Genomic DNA, 19910 nt, shown 5'->3' on the forward strand with positions numbered 1-19910 from the left:
CCTCAGCTAAACTGCAATGCTGATCACGTTTTCCGTTTAACTATTTGGCATGTCAACAGGAGCTATGCAATGGCGTTTTACTGGGTCAATCAAGGCAGCAGTGCAGCAGCAGAGAGAGCAGGAGGATTCTTCTGGGCGCCGAGTGGATCTACTCCCACCTTCAAGCATCACACTAACGTTGGGTTGTTTAAGCCAGGTGACATCGTTATCTGCAAAGGACCCAGCAAGATCGATTACATAGCGATCGTAAAGACTGCCGCTGTGAACAACGCTCCTAAGCCTGGCACCCACACTGGAGGCTGGGCAACCACAGGCTACTGTGCTACAGCTGAATATTTTCCTGCCCCATGCCCACGTACCGCAGCCCACCTTTATTCGAATCCAGTTATCAGCTCAGCCCTAGCTTCAGCGATTCCTAAGCTGATAACGACTGCAGGTACAACTTCTTATACATACGCTTGCGCGATTTCAGATCAGGCAGGCAACGCATTACTGGCAGAGCTGGGCTTCAACCCATCCACTGGAGTTGTTGCACCATACTTGAATACAGCGGGTGCTGTAGTGCCACCCGCTACATCTGCGGCGGCCTTAGTCCAGATTCGTATAGGTCAACAGCAATTCCGACAAAACGTTCTTGCCGCGTGTGGGGACACATGTGGCGTTTTGAATATCGCATTCCCTGCCTTGCTTCGTGCTTCTCACATAAAACCTTGGGCCGTCTCAACCAATGCTGAGAGACTTACTCCAGACAACGGAATCGCTTTGAGTGCCCACGTGGATGTGCTTTTCGACCGCGGTCTCATTTCTTTTGAAACTACTGGTGCAATGCGAATTTCTAGTTTGTTGCCAAAGACCGTGGGTGCATCTCTGGGACTAACTAACGCAGCTGGAAACCCAGTTGCAGGGCTAAACCAAGCATTGTTATCCCAGCAGCGTCTCGCATTCCTCAAGTATCATCGGGATAACGTCTTCATTCCGTAAGTCGAGCGAGACAGGCCAGCCGTCCGGGCCAATTGCCACGGTCGACCGCCTCCGCTTCCCCTGCTCAGCCTCCGTTTTGACGAGGTGACAGGGGTTGCAGATCGCTTCCAAATTGGATGGGTGATCGGTCTTGGCGCGGGGCCACTGAAGGGCTGCAGCCTTGGCCTTGCTTACGATGTGGTCAACAGCGTGAGCGAGCGAGGTGCGGCCGGCGCGCTGGCAGGTCTGACATAGACCGCAGTCGCGCTTCATCACCTCGTTGCGCACCTTGACCCAGGCACTGTCGTAGCCGCGCTCGTGTCGGCTCTTTGTGCCCCAAGCCATCCCGACTCCCTTGTTTCACAGGTTTCGGGCTATTGTGCTGCTATAGCAAGAAGCCCTTGTCCTGCATGTATTCAACCGGATGCTTTGCACCCTTGCGCAGGTTGCAGATTGCCCGCAAGAGCTGCATGTTGGCGTCAATATTGGCCCCGCCTAGAGCGAGAGGCATTATGTGATCTAAATGGTACTCATCACCAAGACTCTCACCACAACACGCGCAACGACCACGCTGCAAGGCAAGGAGTCTTTGGACGATGTCTCGAGAAAGCCTTCCCTTGCTAACCGCCAGCTGTGCGCGCCTGCGGATCAATGAGGACCGCGTGAACCAAGGATTGGCCGCTCGCCATGCCTCCTCGGCGGCCTTCTGCCTATCTGGATGCTTCGCCCGCCATGCAGCAGTAGCAGCGCGCATACGCTCCGGGTTCGCAGCCCGCCACTCTGCGCGCTTTGCTTTTGCCTTCTCGTGATTGTCGTAGTACCACTGCTTATTGCGCTCCCGGTGATACTCGACGTTTGCAGCTCGAGCCTCTCTCTTTTTGGCGTTGATCTCGTCCTTGTTCTTCTTGTGGAATTGAACGCCAGCCGCCCGACGACACACTTTGCAGTTTGCCCGTCGAAACCCGGGTGAATGAATGCCGAACTCGGAAATGTCCTTCTCGACACCGCAATCAACGCAAACCTTGCGGCCTTGGTCATCTGCTTTGCTCATTTCACCCTCACTGACTCGTGACGAGAGCCGTCACTCAACAGTAAAAGTTTACTGTCCAACGGTAGAGAAAAAAAGAAAATTCGGCGCCCGCCCAGCGCCTCGCTTACGCTCTACGGTACCGGTAGCAACGGGCAGGGCGGACAGGCGCGGGCCGACGGTCTGCAGCCGGGACTTGAGGGTGGTGAGCTTCATGGCTTCTCCAGCAGCAGCTTCACCGCCTCATCAATCGGAAGGCGGCAAGGGTTGAATCCCTGGTCCTGAAGCATCTCGCCGATCCGCTCAGCCCTGGCCAGCTGCTCGCACAGCGACTCAAGCCGGGTCGCGTCATCCACCGTGGCGATCATCGCCGGGCGCATGCCGGTGACAGCGCGGACAATGACGCCCCGATAAACCTCAGCCTCGGGGCTCATGGCTTGGCGTCGATGATTGACTGCTCGCGGCATACCTGCACCAAGATGCGCAGCCACAGCACTTCCGCTTCGACGCTCATGGCAGACCTCAGAATAAAAAAGCCCCAGCTGTTGCGAGCCGGGGCGAAGATGCTGATTGATCGTCAGCATTGGAGACACTGCAGTAAAAAGCCGCCAGCGCAGGGGCCTGCGTGGCGGCTAAACGACCAGCTATGCCAACACCACTGGTCGAGCTTCGATTGTAACTGGGGAGCTAACTAATTAGCAATACGATAAGGTGTAATGCGGCGCGCATAGAAAAGCGTCGGCAGCCTTTACATGGGCAACGTGGCGCGCACTTGGCCTGTGCCCATCCCTATGATTTTGCAGGAATATTACTTGCTGGCACGCTGATTGCTCTAGCAGCTGGCATCCAACTTATATTTAGGGATAGACATGAAAAAACTAATCGCTCTTGCAGCAGCAGCTCTGCTCTCGGCTAATGCCTCAGCTGGTTATGTCCAGTTTAATCTAGGCGGTCCCGTGTCAGGCTTCATTGTCATGCACGAGGACGACCAATCCATCGCCGACTTTCAGATAAGGCAGGATGTGCCGAATCCATTCTTCCCCTTCCTACAAGGCCTGTATCCTGCGCAGCAAGGGGAGGGCAGCACCATAATCGCAGCTACGACCACATATTTTAAGCAGAATGGACCAACGAATTTCTCTGTGACCAGCGACTTCGGCAGTGATCAGTTCACCGACCTGCGCGTCACTTTCTCGCGAGGCACCGGAGGGAGCTTCAACTACATGGCGACCTACGAGAATTCGATTTATATGTGCTGGGACGAGACCGGTTGCAGATTCAGAAACTTTTCCGGGATCCACTACGGTACCGCATCAAGAGGCGAGATTAGCAAAGACCTGATTGCTTATCTCGATTCAATGGGCGGGTACACCGAGGGGGTCTATCGCACTGTGCCAACCTATATTGGCCCAGGTCGCGTTCCCGAGCCAGGCAGCTTCGCCCTGCTAGCGATCGGCGCCCTGGGTGTCGCCGGCCTGCGTCGTCGCAAGCCGCAGTAATAAGCAAAAAGCCCGCTGACCTTTCGGCGCGGGCTTTACTCTAGAGAAGCCGCGGGCTCCCTTCAGGGAACCGCCGCACGTCTTTCTAGACGGAATTAAGTTGTGACTAGGAATGTACCGCTGAGTTTTCCTGTTGTCAAGAAATTTGGAGCGCTTTAGGCGGCTCCTGACTCGGCTGCAACACGCACGATGAGCCGACGCAGGGTCGCGTACGTATCCTGCGTGTTCTCCTCTTCGCCGTAAAGACCCCAGTGCACGGCCACGCGGGAGGGCTCAAGCGAGAACGTCATCATCATCTTTTCGGCCAGGTCGAGCGCGTCGCCGTTGTCGTCCCAAGGATTCCACCTGGCGTTGTTATCGTAGCGGGTGAACCCGTTCTCCTGATCCCACTTCACCTGAATCCCGCCCGCTTCCGCTGCGCGCTGCAGGTAATGGCGCACCGTGTCATTTGGCACCGGCTTTTGACTGATCATCTTGCCCTCTTGGTATTGTCGATCTCATATTCTATCGCCTCCTGCGCGTTGGCCAACAGGATATCGAAGTGCGCCTTCCGCACCTTCTGCCTGAGCATGCGCAAGATGACCGGCCACCGCCAGTTGTTCACGTAGTGCATGCGCAGCAGGGACCGCTGGGTGCCGCGCAGCTTCCAGAGGTTCCGCTCGATCAGCAGCGCATCGTTCTCGTCGATCTTGCGGCGCTCGTCGCTGCTGTCCTGATCACCCAGGGCAGCGCGGCGCAGTCGGTCGCATATGGCCCCGGTCTGGCTGGAGGCGACGCGGCTGTGCATTGGGGCAGTCGTCCAGCGGCTCCAGTTGATCAGGCGCGACTCGATGGCGCGCTGCTCTTGCACAGCCGACGCAGGGCGAGGGCAATTCACCGGCTGGAAATGGGTCACCTCGCGGTAGTCGTCTTCCCGGCGCGTGGGCATGCCCGGGCGCCAGCTCAGGGTAATCGTTGCGCGGCGTTCGGTCATAGCTCTCCTGTCAAATCTCGAAGCGCCGCGAGGAACCGGGCGCTTCCGTCTTCTATCGTGTCGCAGCTGCATACCTGGGCGCCGGTGAGGGCGTTGAGGCGAGCGCGGAACAGGGCCGGGTTCCTGCAGGCCAAATCCTGAGCGATCTCGGGCATGTGCTCGCCGATCCAGGCATGAAGTCGTTCGCTGTTCGTCATGGCAGGAACTTCCCTTGCAGTCTGAGTGCAGCCAGCGTCTTTGGCCCAACGACGAAAGTTTGCCCCTGTAGGACCAGCACTCGATTCTCAGCACCGAAGAAGTCGAGCATCCAGCGATCGACCGAGGCGGCGAACTCGGGCGTCACGATCTGACGCACACTCTCGCTCAGGCGCATCTTGGGCACATCGTCAAGCATCGGGTTCACGATCACCGGCATTCCATACAAGGAGTTCACGCCGCCTCCCTCTTCAGTTCGCGCAGCTTCGCGCGATAGGTCTCTTTGATCCGCACCAGCTCTGCAATCGTCAGATCCCGGCTCGGCGGCGCGTACTCGAGCGCTTCCAGCTCGGCGACGTACTGCTCGCCATAGCGCCCCACCAGGCCGGCCCGGTACTTGGCGCGGGTCGTGCCGCCCGGCTTGTTGCAGCCCTTCCGCTGCTTGTGCACGTTGCGCTCATCGAAGCGCAAGTGCGAAGCGTGGCCGCGGCTGATGTAATGGCCGGCATCCCAGCCGCCGCCAACGAGCGAGCCTTCGCCGGCGGCCTGGAAGGAGCCGCAGCAAATGCAGGGCTGATTCCGGTCCCGCTCTCTGATGTACTCGTTGAAGGCCTCTTGCGCCTCGGCGACGTACTGAGGGCGGCGCTTGAACTTGGCCAGCTTCGCCTTGGTCTCGGCGCGGTCGGCGGCGGCGAGCTTGGCGGCCAGGCGCTTCCGCTCCGCTACCGCGTGCACTTCAGCGCATTCCGGGCCGCAGACCTTGTGCATCATGCTCCGCGGCTGGAAGCGGTTACCGCAGCCCTTGACGGCGCACTTGCGCGTTCTCGGGCCCGGCTTGAGGGTGCTGGCGCGGGCGATGGGGGAGCGGTTCATGCGGCGACTCCAGTGATTTGCTCCAGCGAGCGACGGACGCCATTCTTCGGCATCATCATTACCTGGCCGGTGCTGCGCTCCAGGCCGGCGTACTTGCGGTAGATGCCCGGGTCGTTGACGAGCTCGGGGCGAGTGGTAGCCAGGGTGGCGGCGGTCTTGAGGTCTTCGTCGGTGGCGTAGATGCAAAAGACACATGAGAAGCGCCGCATACCCAAGGCGTAGATCACGTGCGGCTTTTGGCCGGCGGCAGCGATGGCGGCGAACACATCGGCCTCCGACCAGGCGTGAATGGGCAGCCAGTCATACCACTCGCGGCCAGCCTTGCTATTCCCGGCGTGTAGCTTGAACGTCGCCAGCCTGGCGCGGTTCGCCGACTCCTCGGCGCGCATCCCCATGCAGTTGACAATCAGGCCCCAGGCTGGGTGCCCGGCCTCCTTGCGCGCCCGGGTAATTTCGCGGATCGTCCGCTCAATCGGGCCCCGCTTTAGATCGCTGGTGCATTGACGCTGCTGCGGTGACGGGAACATGCCGCGTTCCTCGATCATCTCCAGCAGGGTCCGGCGCGCCCGGCAGACGTGGATCGGCTCGCCGGCCGTAGTGGCGAGGATGTGCTCATACGCCCCAGCCCATTCGACAGCGCCCAGGTCGGCGTGCACGATCGCCAACTGGTCAGCTGGGACATGCTGGCGCAGCAGTAGGTACATCGCCTGGGAATCCTTGCCGCCGCTATGGTTCACGACGAACAGGGCGCCGCGCTCGATCAGCAGGGCGACGGGTGCAGGGATCGGCGCCGGCCGCTCATCGCCCAGGTCGAGCTCCAGCGTCATCAGGTCGCGCTTCATCGCACCACCTGCAGCGCAGGCTGATTGACGCCAGCGCGCCGCTGATCCGCCCACCGGAAGTCGCACACGAAGGCGTTCTCGTACAGGCGGCTGTGCACGCGCTCGCCCACGTAGCGCGCCAGGTTGTCGAACGGCTGGTTGCTGATCACGATGACCGGCTTGGCCTCGTTGTAGCGGCGGTTGATGATCTCGGTGAGCAGGAGGTTGGCGTTGTCCGTGTTCCGGATGGCGTCGATCTCGTCGAGGATCAGGATGTCGTACTGAGCGAAGCGCATGATCTCGCCTTCCTCGCTTTTGCCCTCGCGGCCGTAGCTGGCCTGAATCTCGCTGATCATGCCGGCGGCGGTGATGTAGCGGACCGAGCGCGAGGCCTTGGAGATCAGCGACTGACCCAGCTGGCAGGCGAGCAAGGTCTTGCCGGTGCCGGTGATGCCCACCAGGATCAGCGCCGCCCAGGCCGGCTCACGCAGGATGAAGTCGCGGTACTGCTGCGCGGTACGCAGGACGATGCGCTGCTCGTCGGTGCTGGCGACGAAGCGCTGGCCGACGTACTTCGCCGGGATGGTCGCGGTGGCCATCAAGTCCGCGGCGCGGGTCTGCAGCCACAGTGCACGGGTCTCGGCGGCCATCGCCATCTCGAGGCATCGCGGGCAGCTCCAGGCGGCGCCGGCGCGGGTCAGGACTTCCGCCGGGCCGTGCTGCGGGCATTCGCCGGCGACCATCGCCAGCTTCGCACCGAATTGCGCGCCAATTGCGGCCCAATCGGAGCCAAGCGGCGACAGTGCGCCGCTAACGGTTTGCAGGTTGTCGTCGCTCATATCTCGAGATCCTCGTCAGGGCCCGGCATGGTGATGCCGTGGCGTTGTCGGCTGGCTTCCGCTGCAGCCTGGTCGCCGGAGCGGTCCAGGTGCGAGAAGTGGAACTTTTCGTTGACCGGCGCGGAACCCCGCCCAGCAGGGGCTGCGGCGCCGGGGTTGAGCAGCTTGTCGACGATCGGCGCGAGGTAGTTCGGCGGGATCGTGCCGGTCGGCTTGTGCTCGCGAGCCATGCGCACCGCTTCGGTCAAGGTCTCGACCTGTACGCCGGCGTCGGCCCAGGCGATCACGGTCGGATGGGTCGACAGAGCCGAGACGCCGAGCGGGCGCAGGGCCAGGGTCAGCACCAAGGCCGGGTCTTGCGGATCAGGCAGGGCTTGAGCAGGCGGCAGCGGAGCGGCCGTTGGGCTGGCAAGGTCGTCAGGCTGGGCGACGACTTCGACGGGCGCGCTCGCGCCGGTGTTGTTGTTGTTGGGGGTATCAGGTTTCGGAGAATCAGGAATCGGAGAATCAGCCGGATTGCCACCATCCTTACCCGGTGCTTGCACAGTGTTTGCACCGTGCCCGTCCGGTGCAGGGATGAGACTAGCCTTTTCGTCCCTGTGCGGATTTTGATGCTTCCTGAATGCGAGCACCTGAATAAACCGGGCGCCATCAACCTCATATCGTTTCAGGAAGCCGGAAGCCTGCAGTTCGTCCAGTGCCGCATCAACGTCCACGCTGTCGGCGGGGAACAGATTCATCTTGATCCGCTTGGGCTTGTCCTCAAGCCGACCCTCGCGGTCAGCCAGGGTCCACAGGCCGATGAACAGCAGGCGAGTGGAGAAGGGGAGTTCGACCAGCTCCTCGTTCGTGAAGAAGCCGGGCTTGATGTTTCGTGCGCGCGCCATGATCAATGCTCCTGTTCGATCAGCGACACCTGGCGCGGATCCGCCTGCTTGGCGACGTAGACAAAGCCGCGCTCGCAGTGATCCAGTTCCGCGCGCTCAGCAGCCTGGCAGGCGCGATCGCACACGGACGAATGCTGGCCGTCGAACAGGCAGCCGCGGCAGCTCTTGGCCGGCCTGGTGGTGAACTGGATGGCTTCGGGGGTAATGGGCTCGCCGTGATGGCCGAGCCATTCCTTGATGGATACGAGCTGGCTCATACCTCTGCTGCCTCCAGCATGACGACGATGGCCTGCTTGTTGGTAGCCTGCGCCCACACCTTGGCCGCATGGTCATACCCCGCCAGCCAGTCAGGCAGGGCAGGCGAGTGCCAGTTCATGTTGTGCGAATCACGAGGACGGCCGACGTTGAAAGCTGCGGCGCCGCGGTCGAAGATCATTGCTCGGCTGACGATTTGGTCCATGATCAGCCCTTCTCGGCCATGCCGTTCAGGCGAGTCAGCAAGTCCATCATCGGGCGGATCGCGGTGAAGATCGCGGCCTCGATGTGCTTGACCTCGTGCAGGTCGATGCGGCCGTCGGCCAGGGCGGCGTGCACTTGGGTTCCGACGCTGCCCAGCTTCGACCAGATGTCGGTAACCGACTCAAGCACGGCGATGTCACTGGTCTGGCCGGCGTCGAGCTTGGTGCACACGAAGCCGTGAGCCTGGGCCAGGGCGTGCAAGACCGAGTAGTCCTCGGTCAGCTCCATCACGCGGTCGATGTCGTCGATGGTCACGACGTTGGCGACGTTGTTCGGGTTCGCCTTGTTGCGCAGGATGGTCGGGGACATGCCGAGGCGAACAGCCAGAGCGGCACAACCGCCAGGGGCGTTATGTACGGTTTGGTGGAAGGCGTCTTTGGCGTTCATGCTGTTGGCTCGAAAAAGAATGATGTTTTGGAAATCTGTCTGCTCGACAATTCAGGTCATGGATACTTCGAAATCACTTCTTGTCAGCACGGCGATCAACGGCGCGGCGCCCGCTGCTGCGGATCACCTGCCAGTCGACGTCGGGCCGAAGATCCTCGCAACGAACTACGCCACCAGTGATGCGCTCGATGGTGGGGCAGTGCTCCGCCGGAACTTGGCGGCCAGGCAGCTTCCACTGGCCTACCGCGCCCTTCGTCACACCTAGCTGCTCACCGAGGGCTTGCATGGAGCCGGCAATGTCGGCGGCTTTACTCAGGGCTTCTTCGGAGGTCATTTTTGTTGGCTTTTGGGAGTGGATTTGATCCAAGTATAGTTACTCTATACTGTGTGGTCAAGGATTTCTATACCTTATTCGTTTAGATTTCCTATACGCTCCCGTCGATGGATATTCAGACAATGATTGCTAATTGGGTAAGGGAGGCCCGGACTACCGCCGGCCTGTCAGGCGCCGCCCTGGGCGCTCAGCTCGCCTTGGAGTTAGGGACCGAGCGCGGCCATACCAAGGCGAACATTTCGCACTGGGAGACTGGCAAGCACAACCCGAACTTGCCCCAGCTGCTCGCAATCGCGAAGATCACAAAGCAGCCCCTGCCTCAAGACATCCTCAGCTCCCTCTCCGGTCAGGTGCCGGGCGCGATGAAGATCGTCCCGAGTGACAAGGACGATCCTGATTTCGTGCAGATCCCAATGGTGAAGCTGCGGCTGTCGGCCGGCATAACCGGCTTCCAGACTGAGCCCGAGCGGCGCGATGGCGGAACCCTGGGTATGCGTCGCAACTGGATCGAGCGCCACGACTACAACCCTTCGAAGCTAATCGCCATCTACGTGAAGGGCGAGAGCATGAAGCCCAACCTGTATGACGGGGACGTCGTAGTGATCAACACCGCGGACACGACGTTGGTCAACGGCGTGGTCTATGCCGTCAACTACCAGGGCGAGGCTGTCGTGAAGCGCTTGGTGAAGCACATGGGGCAGTGGTGGCTTGCATCCGACAACGAAGACCAGGACAAGTACAAGAAGATGCGATGCGGCGGCACCGAGTGCATCATCATCGGCCGAGTCGTCCGCAAGGAGAGCGATCACGTTTAGCCGGCGAGACAATTGGTGAGTCTTTTGCTCCAGCTCAGCAGGTAGACTCGAGGCGCGAAACGGCACGCTTAGATGCCGCATGGAGTAGAGATGGCTGCCATTCAATGCCCCGGCTGCAAAGCATATATTTCGGCACCCGGCTTGAGCGAGTGTCCCAAGTGTAGAGCTAGCCTGCCGCGGCGCCCTGCAATGCAGAGTAGAACGGCGGGTTCGGCCAAGGGCGGGGTTGCGAGCAGCTCCGCGATGCCGGCCCCGGTTGCATCTACTGGTCAGATGAGCCCGGCGCGCCTGTGGTTCAGCTACACGATTCTGGTCGTGATCGCCGTCCTAGTGATCTTGATCGGCTACCGCGTGGTTGTGCCATCGGAAGAGAAGAAGCACGCGCAGAAGGTGTCGGCAGCTCTGCTCAACTGTCAGCAGAGAATCGCTGGGCTTGCGGAGTATGGCGGGGCTGAAGCGCCGCCCTATACCAAGAACTACGGGAAGGGCGACGAGTTCTATTTTGCCTGGGGGCGTGGATCCTTTCACTTTCAGAATGGATTTGGCGCGAAAGTACCCATGTCGGCCAGCTGCATTGGTAGCGTTTCGACAGGTCAGATTGAGCAATTGACGTTGAACGGCAAGACCATTCAGTAGAGGAAATATGGCACTGGTTGCATGTCATGAATGTGGTCACAGCGTCAGCGCCGAGGCGAATGCTTGTCCGCATTGCGGCGCGGCCCCAAAGAAGCCCGCCTCTCGCATGAGGATCGCCGTTATAGGGATCGTGGTCGTGGCCGTTGGGCTAATGGCCTCTCGACCAGATGGCGATGCGAGCGCGCCGGCCGCCGAGCCCACCTACCCGCGAGCCGAAATCTCCACTGTCGCCCGCTCGATGATCAGAGCGGCCGCGAAGGATGCGGACAGCCTCAAGTTCCGCAATGAGTTTACCGCCCAGGCCGGCATCTACTGCGGCGAGGTGAATGGGAAAAACAGCTTCGGCGGATACGCTGGGTTCAAGCGATTCATCGCTAACGGCAAGACAGTGCTGTTTGACGACGAATCGACTAGGGATTTCAGCAAGACCTGGCGCGAGTTCTGTGCTGCGCCTCGATCTGCATCAGGATGACAATCAAAGGCAATGCGGCACGCCTGGATGCCGCACCACTTCTTCATTTAGGAGATTTTGATGGCAGTTATCAGCTTGATAGTCGCATGCGCCGTGGCATTTTACGTGAGCAAACTTGTTCAGCGCATCGAAGTGCTGGAGAAGCGCGTAGCACTTCTTGAGGGTGGCCCGCCACAGCCGCCAGCGGTTTGAGGTGAGACTTGCCTCGATCTGCCGCAGGATGATGACCATGCCCAGAGCGAAACCTGAAGTGTTAGAGGGCGAATATATCGTCCTCAATAGGAGCCGGCTTAAAGCCAACGAAGAGATTGATGCAGCCAAATGGGCGCTCTGGCAAATCATTTGGGACTGCAAGTCATTCGAAGAGCTGGCGAGGCGGGCGCCTGATCCGGTCAACACGACCAGAACCGGCCGGCGCATCACCTGGCGTACTGAAGTGCGGTGGGCGCTGCGGCAGGGCTGGATAAAGAAGGTTAAGCCGGCAATGGGCGCATAGGGTGCAACTAATAGTAACTTGGACTTGTTAATGTTGTTCAAAAGGAGTGGGCAGTGGAGATATTGCAATGGTGCGCAGTTATCGCGGTCATATTTCTATATGCATGCTTTTCCAAGCTTTCAGATATAGCATCCGATCTTAGAATGATTAGACATCATGTCTCCGAGCACGAAATGCTACCTGCGAAGTTAGATCAGCTAAATAACGCATTAGAAAACATCGAGACTCACGCTCGAGAAATCAACAACGTGGCCAAGGACTACGAGTTCGAGGTGCTGTCGCCTATGGCAAGACATCGCCGTGAAATCGAAACGGACCGCGAAATTTTCGGGTGAGTGCCGGAGTTGTCGTGGTTGCGTGCCGCACCTCGATCTGCCGCAGGATGATGATTCACTGCTGTCGCGTAAAATCCCAATAATAACTAGAAGACCATGAAAAGTAATAGCCGAGTTGTTAAATATTTCGATTGTATTGTTGACTCTTATTGCGTGGATAGAGCAAATCGATCCACGATGACACTGCCGCAGAGGCCACTGATTGACGTCCTCAATCAGATTAACGCATACAATACTGCAAAGCCATTCTTCCGCGAGAATCGTGAAAAAACGGAGACGTGGCACATAGCTGATTTCGAAGTGAATACTGCGAAGACCAAAGCAGTTTTGCTATTCAGCCGATCTGATCAACTGGCAGCAGATCAAGCTGTTTCAGAACCGGCTTCAAAGCATTTTTCAGTAACTGCGAAACAAGGAAGGCAGGGCAACGCATCGTCCGCTCACCTCGCAATTCGGCTGAAGCCGGTTAAGCCAAATGTATATCTGACGGTACTGGAGGAGGCAATAGGAATCAGTACAAAAGATATTGAGAGCATTCTCGCCCTCATCGTGACGAAGGCGAAGGGGGCGAACAAAACGTTCTTCCAAGTTAAAGACCCAAGTGGCACCGTGAGAAATGCGCGATATAAGTTTGCATTCGTCGGACATCCCTCGGATGATTTCACCGCAGACTTAGAAGAATCTACTATTAATGGGATTGAGTTGGTTGATTTGCGTGCACGTGATCAGGTATTTGATGAGGATAAGTATACTGTTGAGAAAAGCAAGACTATCAAGCTTGCGCTACGCGACAAGGATTTCCCGATATGGGATGCTCTTAGATCTGTTGGCAAAAGAGCGAACAAGGAACAGCTTGATTCATTACGCGTAAAGTTCACCGATGCTCAGAAAAGCTCTTACACGGTTGAGCTGGACGCAAATACGCTTCGACTTGTTCATGAGGACAGGTTCGTAAAGAAAGAGCGTCTGACTGGTTTCAAAACCAGGTTGAATACTGGATGCGACAAAATTGTTCCTGAAATCCGAGACAGGTTGTTCGCACTCATCTAGAATGCAGGTATGCTCTTCTACCAACTTCTAAGGCCGTTTGCTTACATATTCATTCACCACCCGGTGAAGCGAAAAGTGGACTGGTATCTTCCTCTTGCCCTGACGGCAATAACCATTGCTCTTATTGCGCCATTCAGGGAGGGAATGAATGTTTGGGCGACATTTGGAGTAGTAGCTACAGCGCAAGGCCTGGTCCAAGCCCTGCCGGGCTTTTACATAGCGGCACTTGCTGCAGTGGCTACATTCGGTCAGCGAGGCTCATCCCTGGATAGCATTATTCCCGCACCTACCCCAACCATTCAAACGCGTTTTGCTGGAGCGTGGATTGAGATGAAGTTGTCGCGGCGCCGGTTTCTCTGCCTGTTATTCGCGTATCTGACAGCCGTCAGCATAGTGCTAAGTTTGTTTGCAACATATGGTCAAGCGATTGCGGGTCCAGCGAGGGCAGTAGTTGCGAGCCTTGTAGTTGACGTGTTGTCATGGGTGATGTTTGGCTTTTATCTTCTGTTCTTGTTTCAGATGGTTGCCGTAACATTGTGGGGGCTCTACTACCTTAGTGATCGTATGCTTCAGCCGGATCCGTTCGAATCGTCTGACAGCCCGGGTTGAATATAGCTAAAATTTCTTGAGTTCCTGCTCTGCCTCGGCATCAGGCTTAAGTCCTCCAGATGGAGGCCTACGCAGCGGCATCAATGCTGCGGTGACAGTCCAGCGCCCCAGGCGCCAGCCCCGGCCTAGCCGGCGGCGAAGTAAAGCACTAATCAAGGTCACGACCTGAGCCCGCCAGTGAGCGGGCTTTTTTTCGTCTAGCACGTATAGTTTTTCTTTACTTTCGAAGTATAGCGGTTCTATACTAACTCCATCGCAACCGAGCTCACCCGAGCCGCCGACTGGAGAACACGATGGCCGACCAACTGACCCGCCTAGCCCCCGAAGAGCGCCTCGACCAGCTGACACGTGAGGCCGCGCAGTCCATCGCCGCCGCCGTCTCGCACGGCACTCCGAACCTGACGACCGAGATCGACGAAGCGCTCGGCGACTACCTGCAGGACAACCAGGCGCGAGCCGACCTGATCCGCCGCACGATGGCCGGTGAGAACGCGCTGCGCGCCGTGCTGGACGAGCTGATCAACGACATCGCCACGAAGCAGGCCGAGCAGGAGCTGCAGCGGGAAGACCGCGCCTATGCGATGTCGCTCGCAGAGCGCCGCGCTGAGGCTGCATGGGAAGAGTTCCAGCTGCAGCAGCGTCTCCGAGCTGCGTGAGACCACGCCCTCGCAAGAGGGCCTACACAGCGCCGCCTGTGAAATTCCTATCAACCGGTATTTCAAGGGAACGGGCGGCGCTGTGTGGCAGGACAACCGAGCCGGCAGGGCTGGCGAATAACGACAGGAGAAGAGGGATGAGCGCTAAGACTTACCGCGACGTCAGCAAGTGCCCAGCAAAACATCGCATCGTGACCATTCGTCGAGTCAGCACTGCTGGCCGCACGGTGCGCACCTATTGCATGACCTGCGGTCGTGCCTACCAGATCAAAGCAGGACCTCTGCCAACCGGGAGTGCTGCATGACCTTCCGCATCAAAGTCAACCAGCCCTCCGGCCCTCGCTTCTACTACGCGATCGGCAGCGAAGCGCTCGACACCCTGCTGACCGCGCTGTATTCGCGTGGCCCGATCACCCTTGTTCTGACGGTGATGCGATGAGCGAGCACGAAATCCGAGTCCTCAAGGTCAAGGTCGCAGCCGTTCTGTTTTGGGTAGCGGCCACCGTGAGCGCGATCCTCACCGGGCTGCCGGGATGATCCGCCGCGCCGCCACCGCAGTTCTAGCAGTCCTGACCCTCTTGTTCCTCATGGCGAGTGTTGAGGACGTGAGTAGCAGGCCAACCATTCAACAGGAGCAGTAATGAAAAGTCTTTTCAAGCCAGCCGAACATACCCAGGCCTACATGAAGGCTGGCTTTATGGGTCTGGCGGGATCGGGCAAAACCCACACCTCGGCGAACGTGGCCATTGGCCTGATTCAGTACTTGCAGGAGCGTGGCATCGAGTACGCGAACAAGCCGGTGTACTTCCTCGACACCGAGACCGGCAGCGACTATGTGAAGCCGCTGTTCGATCAGGCCGGGATCAAGATGATGCAGGCGAAGACCCGCGCATTCGCCGACCTGGTGCCGGCGGTGCAAGAAGCGGAGCGCAACGGCTCGCTGCTGCTGATCGACTCGATCACGCACTTCTGGACCGAATTCACCGAGTCGTATGCACGCAAGCGCAACCGTCGCCGCGGCCTGGAGTTCCAGGATTGGGCCTACCTCAAGAGCGAATGGCGCCGTTTCACCGACGTCTACGTGAACTCAGCCCTGCACATCATCATGTGCGGCCGCATGGGCTACGAGTATGACTTCTTCCAGAACGAAGAGAACGGCAAGAAGGAGCTCGAGAAGACCGGCGTGAAGATGAAGGCCGAGACCGAGACCGGCTACGAGCCGTCCATCCTGGTGCTCATGGAGCGTCAGATGGAATTTGAGACCAAGCGGCAGATCCGCCGAGCGTACATCCTTAAGGAGCGATTCAACGTGATCGACGGCTCCGAGTTCGTCAACCCGACCTTCCGCGACTTCCTGCCGCACATCGAGCTGCTGAACCTGGGCGGCGCGCAGCTGGGCGTCGACACCAGCCGCAACAGCGACGGGATCATTCCCGAGCTCGGCAGTGCGCACGACTGGAAGTACCGCGAAGAGCAACGCCAGATCTACCTGGAGAAGATCCAGAACCTGATGACCGAGCACGGCATTTCGGGTCGGTCACAGGACGGGAAGGAGAGGGTGATCGCCCTGCTGAAGAAGCACTTCCAGACCACCGCCTGGCGCGAAGTGGAATCGTACAAGCTGGAGCAGATCAAGGAAGGCTTCGACTCGCTGCACACCGAGCTCAATGGCGCGCCGTACTTCGAGAAGACCAACGGCGGCGCCGCAGTTCAACTCGACGACGTTCCGCTCTGACCATGAAGCGCACGTTCATCCTCGCGCACGACGGCGCTCGCCAGAACGCGATCCAGTGCATCGCCGCGGCGCCGGCCGGCTACTGCGTCACCGTCGGCGAGCCGACCCGCAGCCTTGAACAGAACGCCCTCATGTGGCCTTTGCTGCAGAAGCTGGCCGACCAGGTCGTGTGGTACGGCGTGAAGCTGACCGCCGACGACTGGAAAGACCTGTTGACCGCATCCCTGCGTAAGCAGCGCTCGGCGCCGGGCCTCGATGGCGGCTTCGTCGTCTTCGGCGAGCGCACCAGGACGTACAGCAAGGCCGAGTTCTCGGAGTTGATCGAGCTGATTTATGCCTTCGGCGCCGAGCGCGGTGTCCAGTTCGAAAAGACGGCAGGAGTACCAGCATGACCCGTGCGAAACCAGAAGCCGCCGCGAAGCGCGAACGATGGGAGAGGGAGCGCGCCGCTGCAGTCGCCAAGATCCTCGACATGCTTTCCCGTGAGCATTGCACCGCGCCCGAGATGGCCAAGGCAACGAAGACCGAGCCGAACACGCTCAATGGCTACCTGCGCTACATGCAGAAGACGCTGCGCAAGGTGCGCATTGCGACTCCGCCGGGCATCCGGCCGGCGCTGTGGGAGCTTGGCGCCGACCCCAGCCTGCCAAGCGAAGACGAAGTGCTTGACCGCCTGATCGCGCCAAAGCGAGGCATTCACAAGGCAGTACAGATTGGCATTCCCCGAGACCCGCTTGTGGCCGCGCTGTTCGGCCCCGCAAACCAAGAACACAAGGAGGCAGCATGACCCAAGATCGCCGCATCACCGACAAACTCCCTGGCCACCCGCTGCAGTGGGACGACGCCGCATCTCCTTCCGCTGCACCAGCAGCAGGACAGGCAGGGCTGGCGATGCCTCGCGAGCTTACCGACAAGATGGCCGAGGCGCTGGAAGATGCGGTGCGCGGAGAGATGTCCGTGGAGTGGGACCCTGACCTCGGCAGCAACGTCTCGTTCGGTAGCTGGGACAAGGTCTACGCCGCACTGTGCGCGGCTGCTCCAGTAGCAGCAGACACCGAGCAGGCGACACCGCGCAAGGTCGATGCGTCGATGATCTCACGCTATCGCTATGCGAAGGTGATGGGCGTGTATGAAGCCCCGACCGGAGAGTATGTGAAGCTGGAGCAGATGCAGGCACTTTTGCGCGCGGCAGGAATTCAACTCGTGACGGATGGGAGCAAATAATGGACAACAACAACGCCGCCCCTCTCGCCACCCCAGCAGATGCAGGGGCAGGGCTGACGGATGAGCCATGCAGCCCGGTGCAGTACCTGCAAAACGTGACCGCCGATGTCCTGCTGGCCCTGCGCAATGCAGGACGCGATAGCCTCGCGGGACTGCTGGAAGGTGCAGTAAAGGACATCGCCCGCATGTCCACTCCTGGCGCACAAGTGACGGCCACTCAACCAGAACTGACTGTGTGGTATGGCTCGATGCCCGAGTCGAACGGCAAGAGTAACTTCACCGCGATCCTGAAGCGCAAAGGCGCATCGATGTTCGACACCGACAGCTACACGTTCTCGGTGTCGGAATACCCTGGCCGCGTGCAATACGATGCCGACGCCATGCGCTACCTGATCGGGGAACTGGCCGAGCGCCCTTGCCCCACCAACTATGATTCCGAGGCGCACAGCGGCTACGCCAAGCCCAGCTCTCCCGCACCAGTAACGGCTGAACCAGTGGCGTGGATGCGCGATAACTTGAAGGAATGCACCACGGCGGCGTCAAAGCGCAAGATGGAAACCGTGAACTTCGGGTATTGGGGCGAGATCGCCAAAAGCTACAACATCCCGCTCTATGCCGCCCCTGCACCAGCAGACCGCGATGCGATGCGCGATGCTTGGCAAGTCCTGCTCGACGCTGGCGTGTGCCCCGGCCTCGCCCCGATGAGCCTTGCCGATGGCATCCGTGCCGCCCTCAAGAGCATGGAACGTGCCGCTGACGCGAAAGGGGATGCGTGATGGCTAACCTCTACGGACTAGTCCTCTCGGTTCAGGAAGCCCTGATAACCAGGCACTGCTTTGGCGACTGCGGGCAGGTATCGCTCGGCGGCGCGTTGATGACGGAAGACCTCGGCCCGCTGTTCGTCTGCGGCGAGGAAGTCTGCCCTTACCTCAAAGGACAAACGGACGAGCCCATCGGCACATCCCAAATGACCGGCGAACCGATCTTCATCCGCGCCATTCGGGACGAGCGTGCCGCTGACGCGGCGGAAACCCGCGATGAGAAAGGTGGCGAGCAATGAGCTACACGCTTGAATGCCCGTATTGCGAAGCGGACCTGGGCGAGCCGGACGACTGCTACGAACCGACCGACCATGAGCATGAGTGTCACGAGTGCAGCAAGTCGTTCATCTTCGGGGTCGAGTACGAGCGCACCTATTACCCGCGCAAGGCCGATTGCCTCAACGGCGGCGCGCACCGCTACAAGCCGATGATTGGCGCACCCGTCGAGCACTTCGCTGGCCGCGTGCGGTGCGAAGACTGCGGCGAGGAAAGCCGTCTGGAGGCTAAGGCCGACACCGCATCGGGCCGCGCGCAGCGCACGAACAACAACGAGGGAGACGATGCTGACCCGGCGCGCTGAGTTGTTCCGCAAGTCCTGCGAACTGATCGCGCAGGACCGGAGGGCTCGCGGGCGCGACTACTCGCACCATGCATGGCTGGTTGAGCAGGTAGACGCGTGCCAAGCGGCCATCCTCAAAATGATGAAAGACATAAACCGCGCGCTCGACGCGTTCATAAGCAAGGACTGAGACATGGACAACACCACCAATACCGCAGGGGAAGCCCTGGACCTGAACAAGAGCCGCGCCGAGTTTGAGGCGGTAATCCGAAAGCAACAAGGCGAGCCGGTGCTGTACGTACGCGAATGCGACATCGACGGCACCATGCCCGGCAGCACCGTCGTAGCAACCAAGGTGCCCGGCGAAGAATGGGACGTGCCGCTCTATCTCGCCGCCACCAAGGCAGCAGCACCTGCTGATGCGCCAACCGATGATCTGGCAAGCCTGGCACAGCGGATGGCGGCGTGGCTGAATGGCCTGTCGCGCGCCGACCTGCCCTTCGATAGTTGGAAGGCGACCTGCGCCAAGTTCTGGGACGAATGGCGAGCAATCAGCGAGCGCGCTGCACCAGCACCCGATACCGGCATTCCGACTGCGGGAGAGGTGCAGCAGGCTTTTGAGGCTTGGGCAACATCGCACGGCGGGCTTCCGCTCGACAAGGCGGGCGAGCACTTGAAGACGGACGACGGGCTGCTGCACTTCCCGGCCTACAAGTTCGGGCGCACCGAAATTGCATGGCGCGCATGGGCGAACAACCCCCGCCGCGCTCCAGTCTCCACCACTCCTACATCAGGAGAGGTGGAGAAAGCCGGGTGGACTGCGCCGGATGGATATGTGCTGCTCCCCGAAGCGCCGACAAACGCCATGATTTGCGCCATCGAGAACGCCATCGACGGCCAGCTCGTCGCAAGCGCCATGGACCCACGGCAGATGTTCCGGCAGGACGGCGAGCGCATCTACGAAGCGCTGTTGGAAGTTGCCGCTCCTGCTCACCCAGGAGAAGGAGAGAAGGCATGCAACTGAACGGCTGCCACAACAAGCTGCGGCCGGCCGCCGGCGCCGTAACGCACCAGGCCCAGGCCTGATGGAGCGCGACATTCCGCGATGGCTTCGGCGCGCCGCAGCGCGTACCAGTCTATGTCGACGTCCGGCACGTGATGACGACGGAGTGCCAGTACACCAGGACG

At 59.7% G+C, this 19910-nt stretch carries 36 protein-coding genes and 1 pseudogene; 20 read left to right on the forward strand and 17 right to left on the reverse strand.

The features are described from left to right. Nucleotides 1-69 precede the first annotated feature (69 nt). Nucleotides 70-981: an HNH endonuclease gene (locus ACK6C6_RS08250; protein WP_409266828.1), complete on the forward strand. Its 912-nt coding sequence runs from the start codon at nt 70-72 to the stop codon at nt 979-981. Here the strand turns inward: ACK6C6_RS08250 and ACK6C6_RS08255 are convergent. The 4 genes from ACK6C6_RS08255 to ACK6C6_RS08270 are packed head-to-tail and all read right to left on the reverse strand — an operon-like array spanning nt 922 to nt 2571. Next, nucleotides 922-1305, reverse strand: coding sequence for an HNH endonuclease (locus tag ACK6C6_RS08255; RefSeq protein WP_409266829.1), 384 nt, complete (start codon nt 1303-1305; stop codon nt 922-924). The two genes, ACK6C6_RS08250 and ACK6C6_RS08255, sit on opposite strands and share 60 nt — an antisense overlap. A 40-nt stretch (nt 1306-1345) precedes the next feature. Further along, complete coding sequence (locus ACK6C6_RS08260) at nt 1346-2011, reverse strand: HNH endonuclease (RefSeq protein WP_409266831.1); 666 nt, start codon at nt 2009-2011, stop codon at nt 1346-1348. Between the two features lie 48 nt (nt 2012-2059). Beyond that, on the reverse strand, nt 2060-2203 hold the full coding sequence (locus ACK6C6_RS08265; protein ID WP_409266833.1) for a hypothetical protein: 144 nt from the start codon (nt 2201-2203) through the stop codon (nt 2060-2062). Continuing rightward, nucleotides 2200-2571, reverse strand: a complete 372-nt coding sequence (locus tag ACK6C6_RS08270; protein ID WP_409266834.1) for a hypothetical protein — start codon at nt 2569-2571, stop codon at nt 2200-2202. The genes ACK6C6_RS08265 and ACK6C6_RS08270 overlap by 4 nt, the downstream gene beginning before the upstream one ends. A gap of 285 nt (nt 2572-2856) precedes the next feature. Between ACK6C6_RS08270 and ACK6C6_RS08275 the strand changes: the two genes are divergently transcribed. Further along, nucleotides 2857-3486 carry a PEP-CTERM sorting domain-containing protein gene (locus ACK6C6_RS08275; protein WP_409266835.1) on the forward strand — a complete coding sequence of 210 codons (630 nt, stop codon included), beginning with the start codon at nt 2857-2859 and terminating at the stop codon, nt 3484-3486. 155 nt (nt 3487-3641) lie between these two features. On the opposite strand, the gene ACK6C6_RS08280 is transcribed toward ACK6C6_RS08275, so the two are convergent. The 12 genes from ACK6C6_RS08280 to ACK6C6_RS08335 all read right to left on the reverse strand — a co-directional run bounded on the left by ACK6C6_RS08280 (nt 3642) and on the right by ACK6C6_RS08335 (nt 9314). After that, complete coding sequence (locus tag ACK6C6_RS08280) at nt 3642-3959, reverse strand: hypothetical protein (RefSeq protein WP_409266836.1); 318 nt, start codon at nt 3957-3959, stop codon at nt 3642-3644. After that, the gene (locus tag ACK6C6_RS08285) at nt 3956-4459 is read right to left on the reverse strand and encodes a hypothetical protein (protein ID WP_409266837.1); all 504 of its coding nucleotides are present in this window, start codon (nt 4457-4459) and stop codon (nt 3956-3958) included. Before ACK6C6_RS08285 ends, ACK6C6_RS08280 begins: the two co-directional genes overlap by 4 nt. Continuing rightward, nucleotides 4456-4656, reverse strand: a complete 201-nt coding sequence (locus tag ACK6C6_RS08290; protein ID WP_409266839.1) for a hypothetical protein — start codon at nt 4654-4656, stop codon at nt 4456-4458. Before ACK6C6_RS08290 ends, ACK6C6_RS08285 begins: the two co-directional genes overlap by 4 nt. Beyond that, nucleotides 4653-4892 carry a hypothetical protein gene (locus tag ACK6C6_RS08295; RefSeq protein WP_409266841.1) on the reverse strand — a complete coding sequence of 80 codons (240 nt, stop codon included), beginning with the start codon at nt 4890-4892 and terminating at the stop codon, nt 4653-4655. The genes ACK6C6_RS08290 and ACK6C6_RS08295 overlap by 4 nt, the downstream gene beginning before the upstream one ends. Then, entirely contained in the window at nt 4889-5527 is a 639-nt protein-coding gene (locus ACK6C6_RS08300; RefSeq protein ID WP_409266842.1) for a recombination protein NinG, read from the reverse strand. Before ACK6C6_RS08300 ends, ACK6C6_RS08295 begins: the two co-directional genes overlap by 4 nt. Continuing rightward, a complete protein-coding gene (locus tag ACK6C6_RS08305) occupies nt 5524-6369 on the reverse strand; it encodes a phosphoadenosine phosphosulfate reductase family protein (RefSeq protein WP_409266843.1) in 846 nt (281 codons plus the stop codon). The genes ACK6C6_RS08300 and ACK6C6_RS08305 overlap by 4 nt, the downstream gene beginning before the upstream one ends. Next, nucleotides 6366-7187 carry an ATP-binding protein gene (locus tag ACK6C6_RS08310; protein WP_409266844.1) on the reverse strand — a complete coding sequence of 274 codons (822 nt, stop codon included), beginning with the start codon at nt 7185-7187 and terminating at the stop codon, nt 6366-6368. The genes ACK6C6_RS08305 and ACK6C6_RS08310 overlap by 4 nt, the downstream gene beginning before the upstream one ends. Continuing rightward, nucleotides 7184-8074 (reverse strand): hypothetical protein, encoded by an 891-nt coding sequence (locus ACK6C6_RS08315; RefSeq protein WP_409266846.1) that lies wholly within the window; start codon nt 8072-8074, stop codon nt 7184-7186. The genes ACK6C6_RS08310 and ACK6C6_RS08315 overlap by 4 nt, the downstream gene beginning before the upstream one ends. Nucleotides 8075-8076: 2 nt before the next feature. Next, a complete protein-coding gene (locus tag ACK6C6_RS08320) occupies nt 8077-8331 on the reverse strand; it encodes a hypothetical protein (protein WP_409266847.1) in 255 nt (84 codons plus the stop codon). Next, a complete protein-coding gene (locus ACK6C6_RS08325) occupies nt 8328-8534 on the reverse strand; it encodes a hypothetical protein (RefSeq protein ID WP_409266849.1) in 207 nt (68 codons plus the stop codon). The genes ACK6C6_RS08320 and ACK6C6_RS08325 overlap by 4 nt, the downstream gene beginning before the upstream one ends. 2 nt (nt 8535-8536) lie before the next feature. Continuing rightward, nucleotides 8537-8980: a phage regulatory CII family protein gene (locus tag ACK6C6_RS08330; RefSeq protein WP_409266850.1), complete on the reverse strand. Its 444-nt coding sequence runs from the start codon at nt 8978-8980 to the stop codon at nt 8537-8539. 73 nt (nt 8981-9053) lie between these two features. Next, nucleotides 9054-9314: a transcriptional regulator gene (locus ACK6C6_RS08335; RefSeq protein WP_409266851.1), complete on the reverse strand. Its 261-nt coding sequence runs from the start codon at nt 9312-9314 to the stop codon at nt 9054-9056. 107 nt (nt 9315-9421) lie between these two features. Here ACK6C6_RS08335 and ACK6C6_RS08340 point away from each other — a divergent pair, with 107 nt between their 5' ends. The 4 genes and pseudogenes from ACK6C6_RS08340 to ACK6C6_RS08355 all read left to right on the forward strand — a co-directional run bounded on the left by ACK6C6_RS08340 (nt 9422) and on the right by ACK6C6_RS08355 (nt 11237). Beyond that, on the forward strand, nt 9422-10129 hold the full coding sequence (locus tag ACK6C6_RS08340) for a S24 family peptidase (RefSeq protein WP_409266853.1): 708 nt from the start codon (nt 9422-9424) through the stop codon (nt 10127-10129). A gap of 189 nt (nt 10130-10318) precedes the next feature. After that, the gene (locus tag ACK6C6_RS08345; protein ID WP_409266854.1) at nt 10319-10765 is read left to right on the forward strand and encodes a hypothetical protein; all 447 of its coding nucleotides are present in this window, start codon (nt 10319-10321) and stop codon (nt 10763-10765) included. Between the two features lie 7 nt (nt 10766-10772). Next, a pseudogene (locus ACK6C6_RS08350) lies at nt 10773-10841 on the forward strand (zinc ribbon domain-containing protein); the annotation flags it as partial. A gap of 30 nt (nt 10842-10871) precedes the next feature. Further along, on the forward strand, nt 10872-11237 hold the full coding sequence (locus ACK6C6_RS08355; RefSeq protein ID WP_409267322.1) for a hypothetical protein: 366 nt from the start codon (nt 10872-10874) through the stop codon (nt 11235-11237). 3 nt (nt 11238-11240) lie between these two features. Here the strand turns inward: ACK6C6_RS08355 and ACK6C6_RS08360 are convergent, their stop codons facing one another. Further along, nucleotides 11241-11468 carry a hypothetical protein gene (locus tag ACK6C6_RS08360; protein WP_409266855.1) on the reverse strand — a complete coding sequence of 76 codons (228 nt, stop codon included), beginning with the start codon at nt 11466-11468 and terminating at the stop codon, nt 11241-11243. Here ACK6C6_RS08360 and ACK6C6_RS08365 point away from each other — a divergent pair. The 14 genes from ACK6C6_RS08365 to ACK6C6_RS08430 all read left to right on the forward strand — a co-directional run bounded on the left by ACK6C6_RS08365 (nt 11467) and on the right by ACK6C6_RS08430 (nt 19746). Continuing rightward, the gene (locus ACK6C6_RS08365; protein ID WP_409266857.1) at nt 11467-11733 is read left to right on the forward strand and encodes a hypothetical protein; all 267 of its coding nucleotides are present in this window, start codon (nt 11467-11469) and stop codon (nt 11731-11733) included. The two genes, ACK6C6_RS08360 and ACK6C6_RS08365, sit on opposite strands and share 2 nt — an antisense overlap. A gap of 512 nt (nt 11734-12245) precedes the next feature. Further along, a complete protein-coding gene (locus ACK6C6_RS08370) occupies nt 12246-13118 on the forward strand; it encodes a hypothetical protein (RefSeq protein WP_409266859.1) in 873 nt (290 codons plus the stop codon). A gap of 9 nt (nt 13119-13127) precedes the next feature. Beyond that, on the forward strand, nt 13128-13727 hold the full coding sequence (locus ACK6C6_RS08375; protein ID WP_409266861.1) for a hypothetical protein: 600 nt from the start codon (nt 13128-13130) through the stop codon (nt 13725-13727). Nucleotides 13728-14020: 293 nt separating this feature from the next. Continuing rightward, nucleotides 14021-14383 carry a hypothetical protein gene (locus ACK6C6_RS08380; protein ID WP_409266862.1) on the forward strand — a complete coding sequence of 121 codons (363 nt, stop codon included), beginning with the start codon at nt 14021-14023 and terminating at the stop codon, nt 14381-14383. Between the two features lie 301 nt (nt 14384-14684). Next, on the forward strand, nt 14685-14822 hold the full coding sequence (locus ACK6C6_RS08385) for a hypothetical protein (RefSeq protein ID WP_409266863.1): 138 nt from the start codon (nt 14685-14687) through the stop codon (nt 14820-14822). 201 nt (nt 14823-15023) lie between these two features. Beyond that, nucleotides 15024-16118 carry an AAA family ATPase gene (locus ACK6C6_RS08390; protein WP_409266864.1) on the forward strand — a complete coding sequence of 365 codons (1095 nt, stop codon included), beginning with the start codon at nt 15024-15026 and terminating at the stop codon, nt 16116-16118. A gap of 2 nt (nt 16119-16120) precedes the next feature. Beyond that, nucleotides 16121-16510: a recombination protein NinB gene (locus tag ACK6C6_RS08395; protein ID WP_409266866.1), complete on the forward strand. Its 390-nt coding sequence runs from the start codon at nt 16121-16123 to the stop codon at nt 16508-16510. Further along, entirely contained in the window at nt 16507-16905 is a 399-nt protein-coding gene (locus ACK6C6_RS08400) for a hypothetical protein (RefSeq protein WP_409266867.1), read from the forward strand. The genes ACK6C6_RS08395 and ACK6C6_RS08400 overlap by 4 nt, the downstream gene beginning before the upstream one ends. Then, entirely contained in the window at nt 16902-17342 is a 441-nt protein-coding gene (locus ACK6C6_RS08405) for a hypothetical protein (RefSeq protein ID WP_409266868.1), read from the forward strand. The genes ACK6C6_RS08400 and ACK6C6_RS08405 overlap by 4 nt, the downstream gene beginning before the upstream one ends. After that, on the forward strand, nt 17342-18118 hold the full coding sequence (locus ACK6C6_RS08410) for a hypothetical protein (protein WP_409266869.1): 777 nt from the start codon (nt 17342-17344) through the stop codon (nt 18116-18118). The genes ACK6C6_RS08405 and ACK6C6_RS08410 overlap by 1 nt, the downstream gene beginning before the upstream one ends. Then, a complete protein-coding gene (locus ACK6C6_RS08415; RefSeq protein ID WP_409266871.1) occupies nt 18118-18402 on the forward strand; it encodes a hypothetical protein in 285 nt (94 codons plus the stop codon). Before ACK6C6_RS08410 ends, ACK6C6_RS08415 begins: the two co-directional genes overlap by 1 nt. After that, complete coding sequence (locus ACK6C6_RS08420; protein ID WP_409266873.1) at nt 18399-18743, forward strand: hypothetical protein; 345 nt, start codon at nt 18399-18401, stop codon at nt 18741-18743. The genes ACK6C6_RS08415 and ACK6C6_RS08420 overlap by 4 nt, the downstream gene beginning before the upstream one ends. Beyond that, entirely contained in the window at nt 18724-18912 is a 189-nt protein-coding gene (locus ACK6C6_RS08425; protein ID WP_409266875.1) for a hypothetical protein, read from the forward strand. The genes ACK6C6_RS08420 and ACK6C6_RS08425 overlap by 20 nt, the downstream gene beginning before the upstream one ends. A gap of 3 nt (nt 18913-18915) precedes the next feature. Further along, nucleotides 18916-19746: a hypothetical protein gene (locus ACK6C6_RS08430; protein WP_409266876.1), complete on the forward strand. Its 831-nt coding sequence runs from the start codon at nt 18916-18918 to the stop codon at nt 19744-19746. Nucleotides 19747-19910 lie beyond the last annotated feature (164 nt).

Source organism: Massilia sp. BHUDP2 (genome assembly GCF_046236355.1).
Taxonomy (GTDB): Bacteria; Pseudomonadota; Gammaproteobacteria; order Burkholderiales; family Burkholderiaceae_D; genus Telluria; species Telluria varians.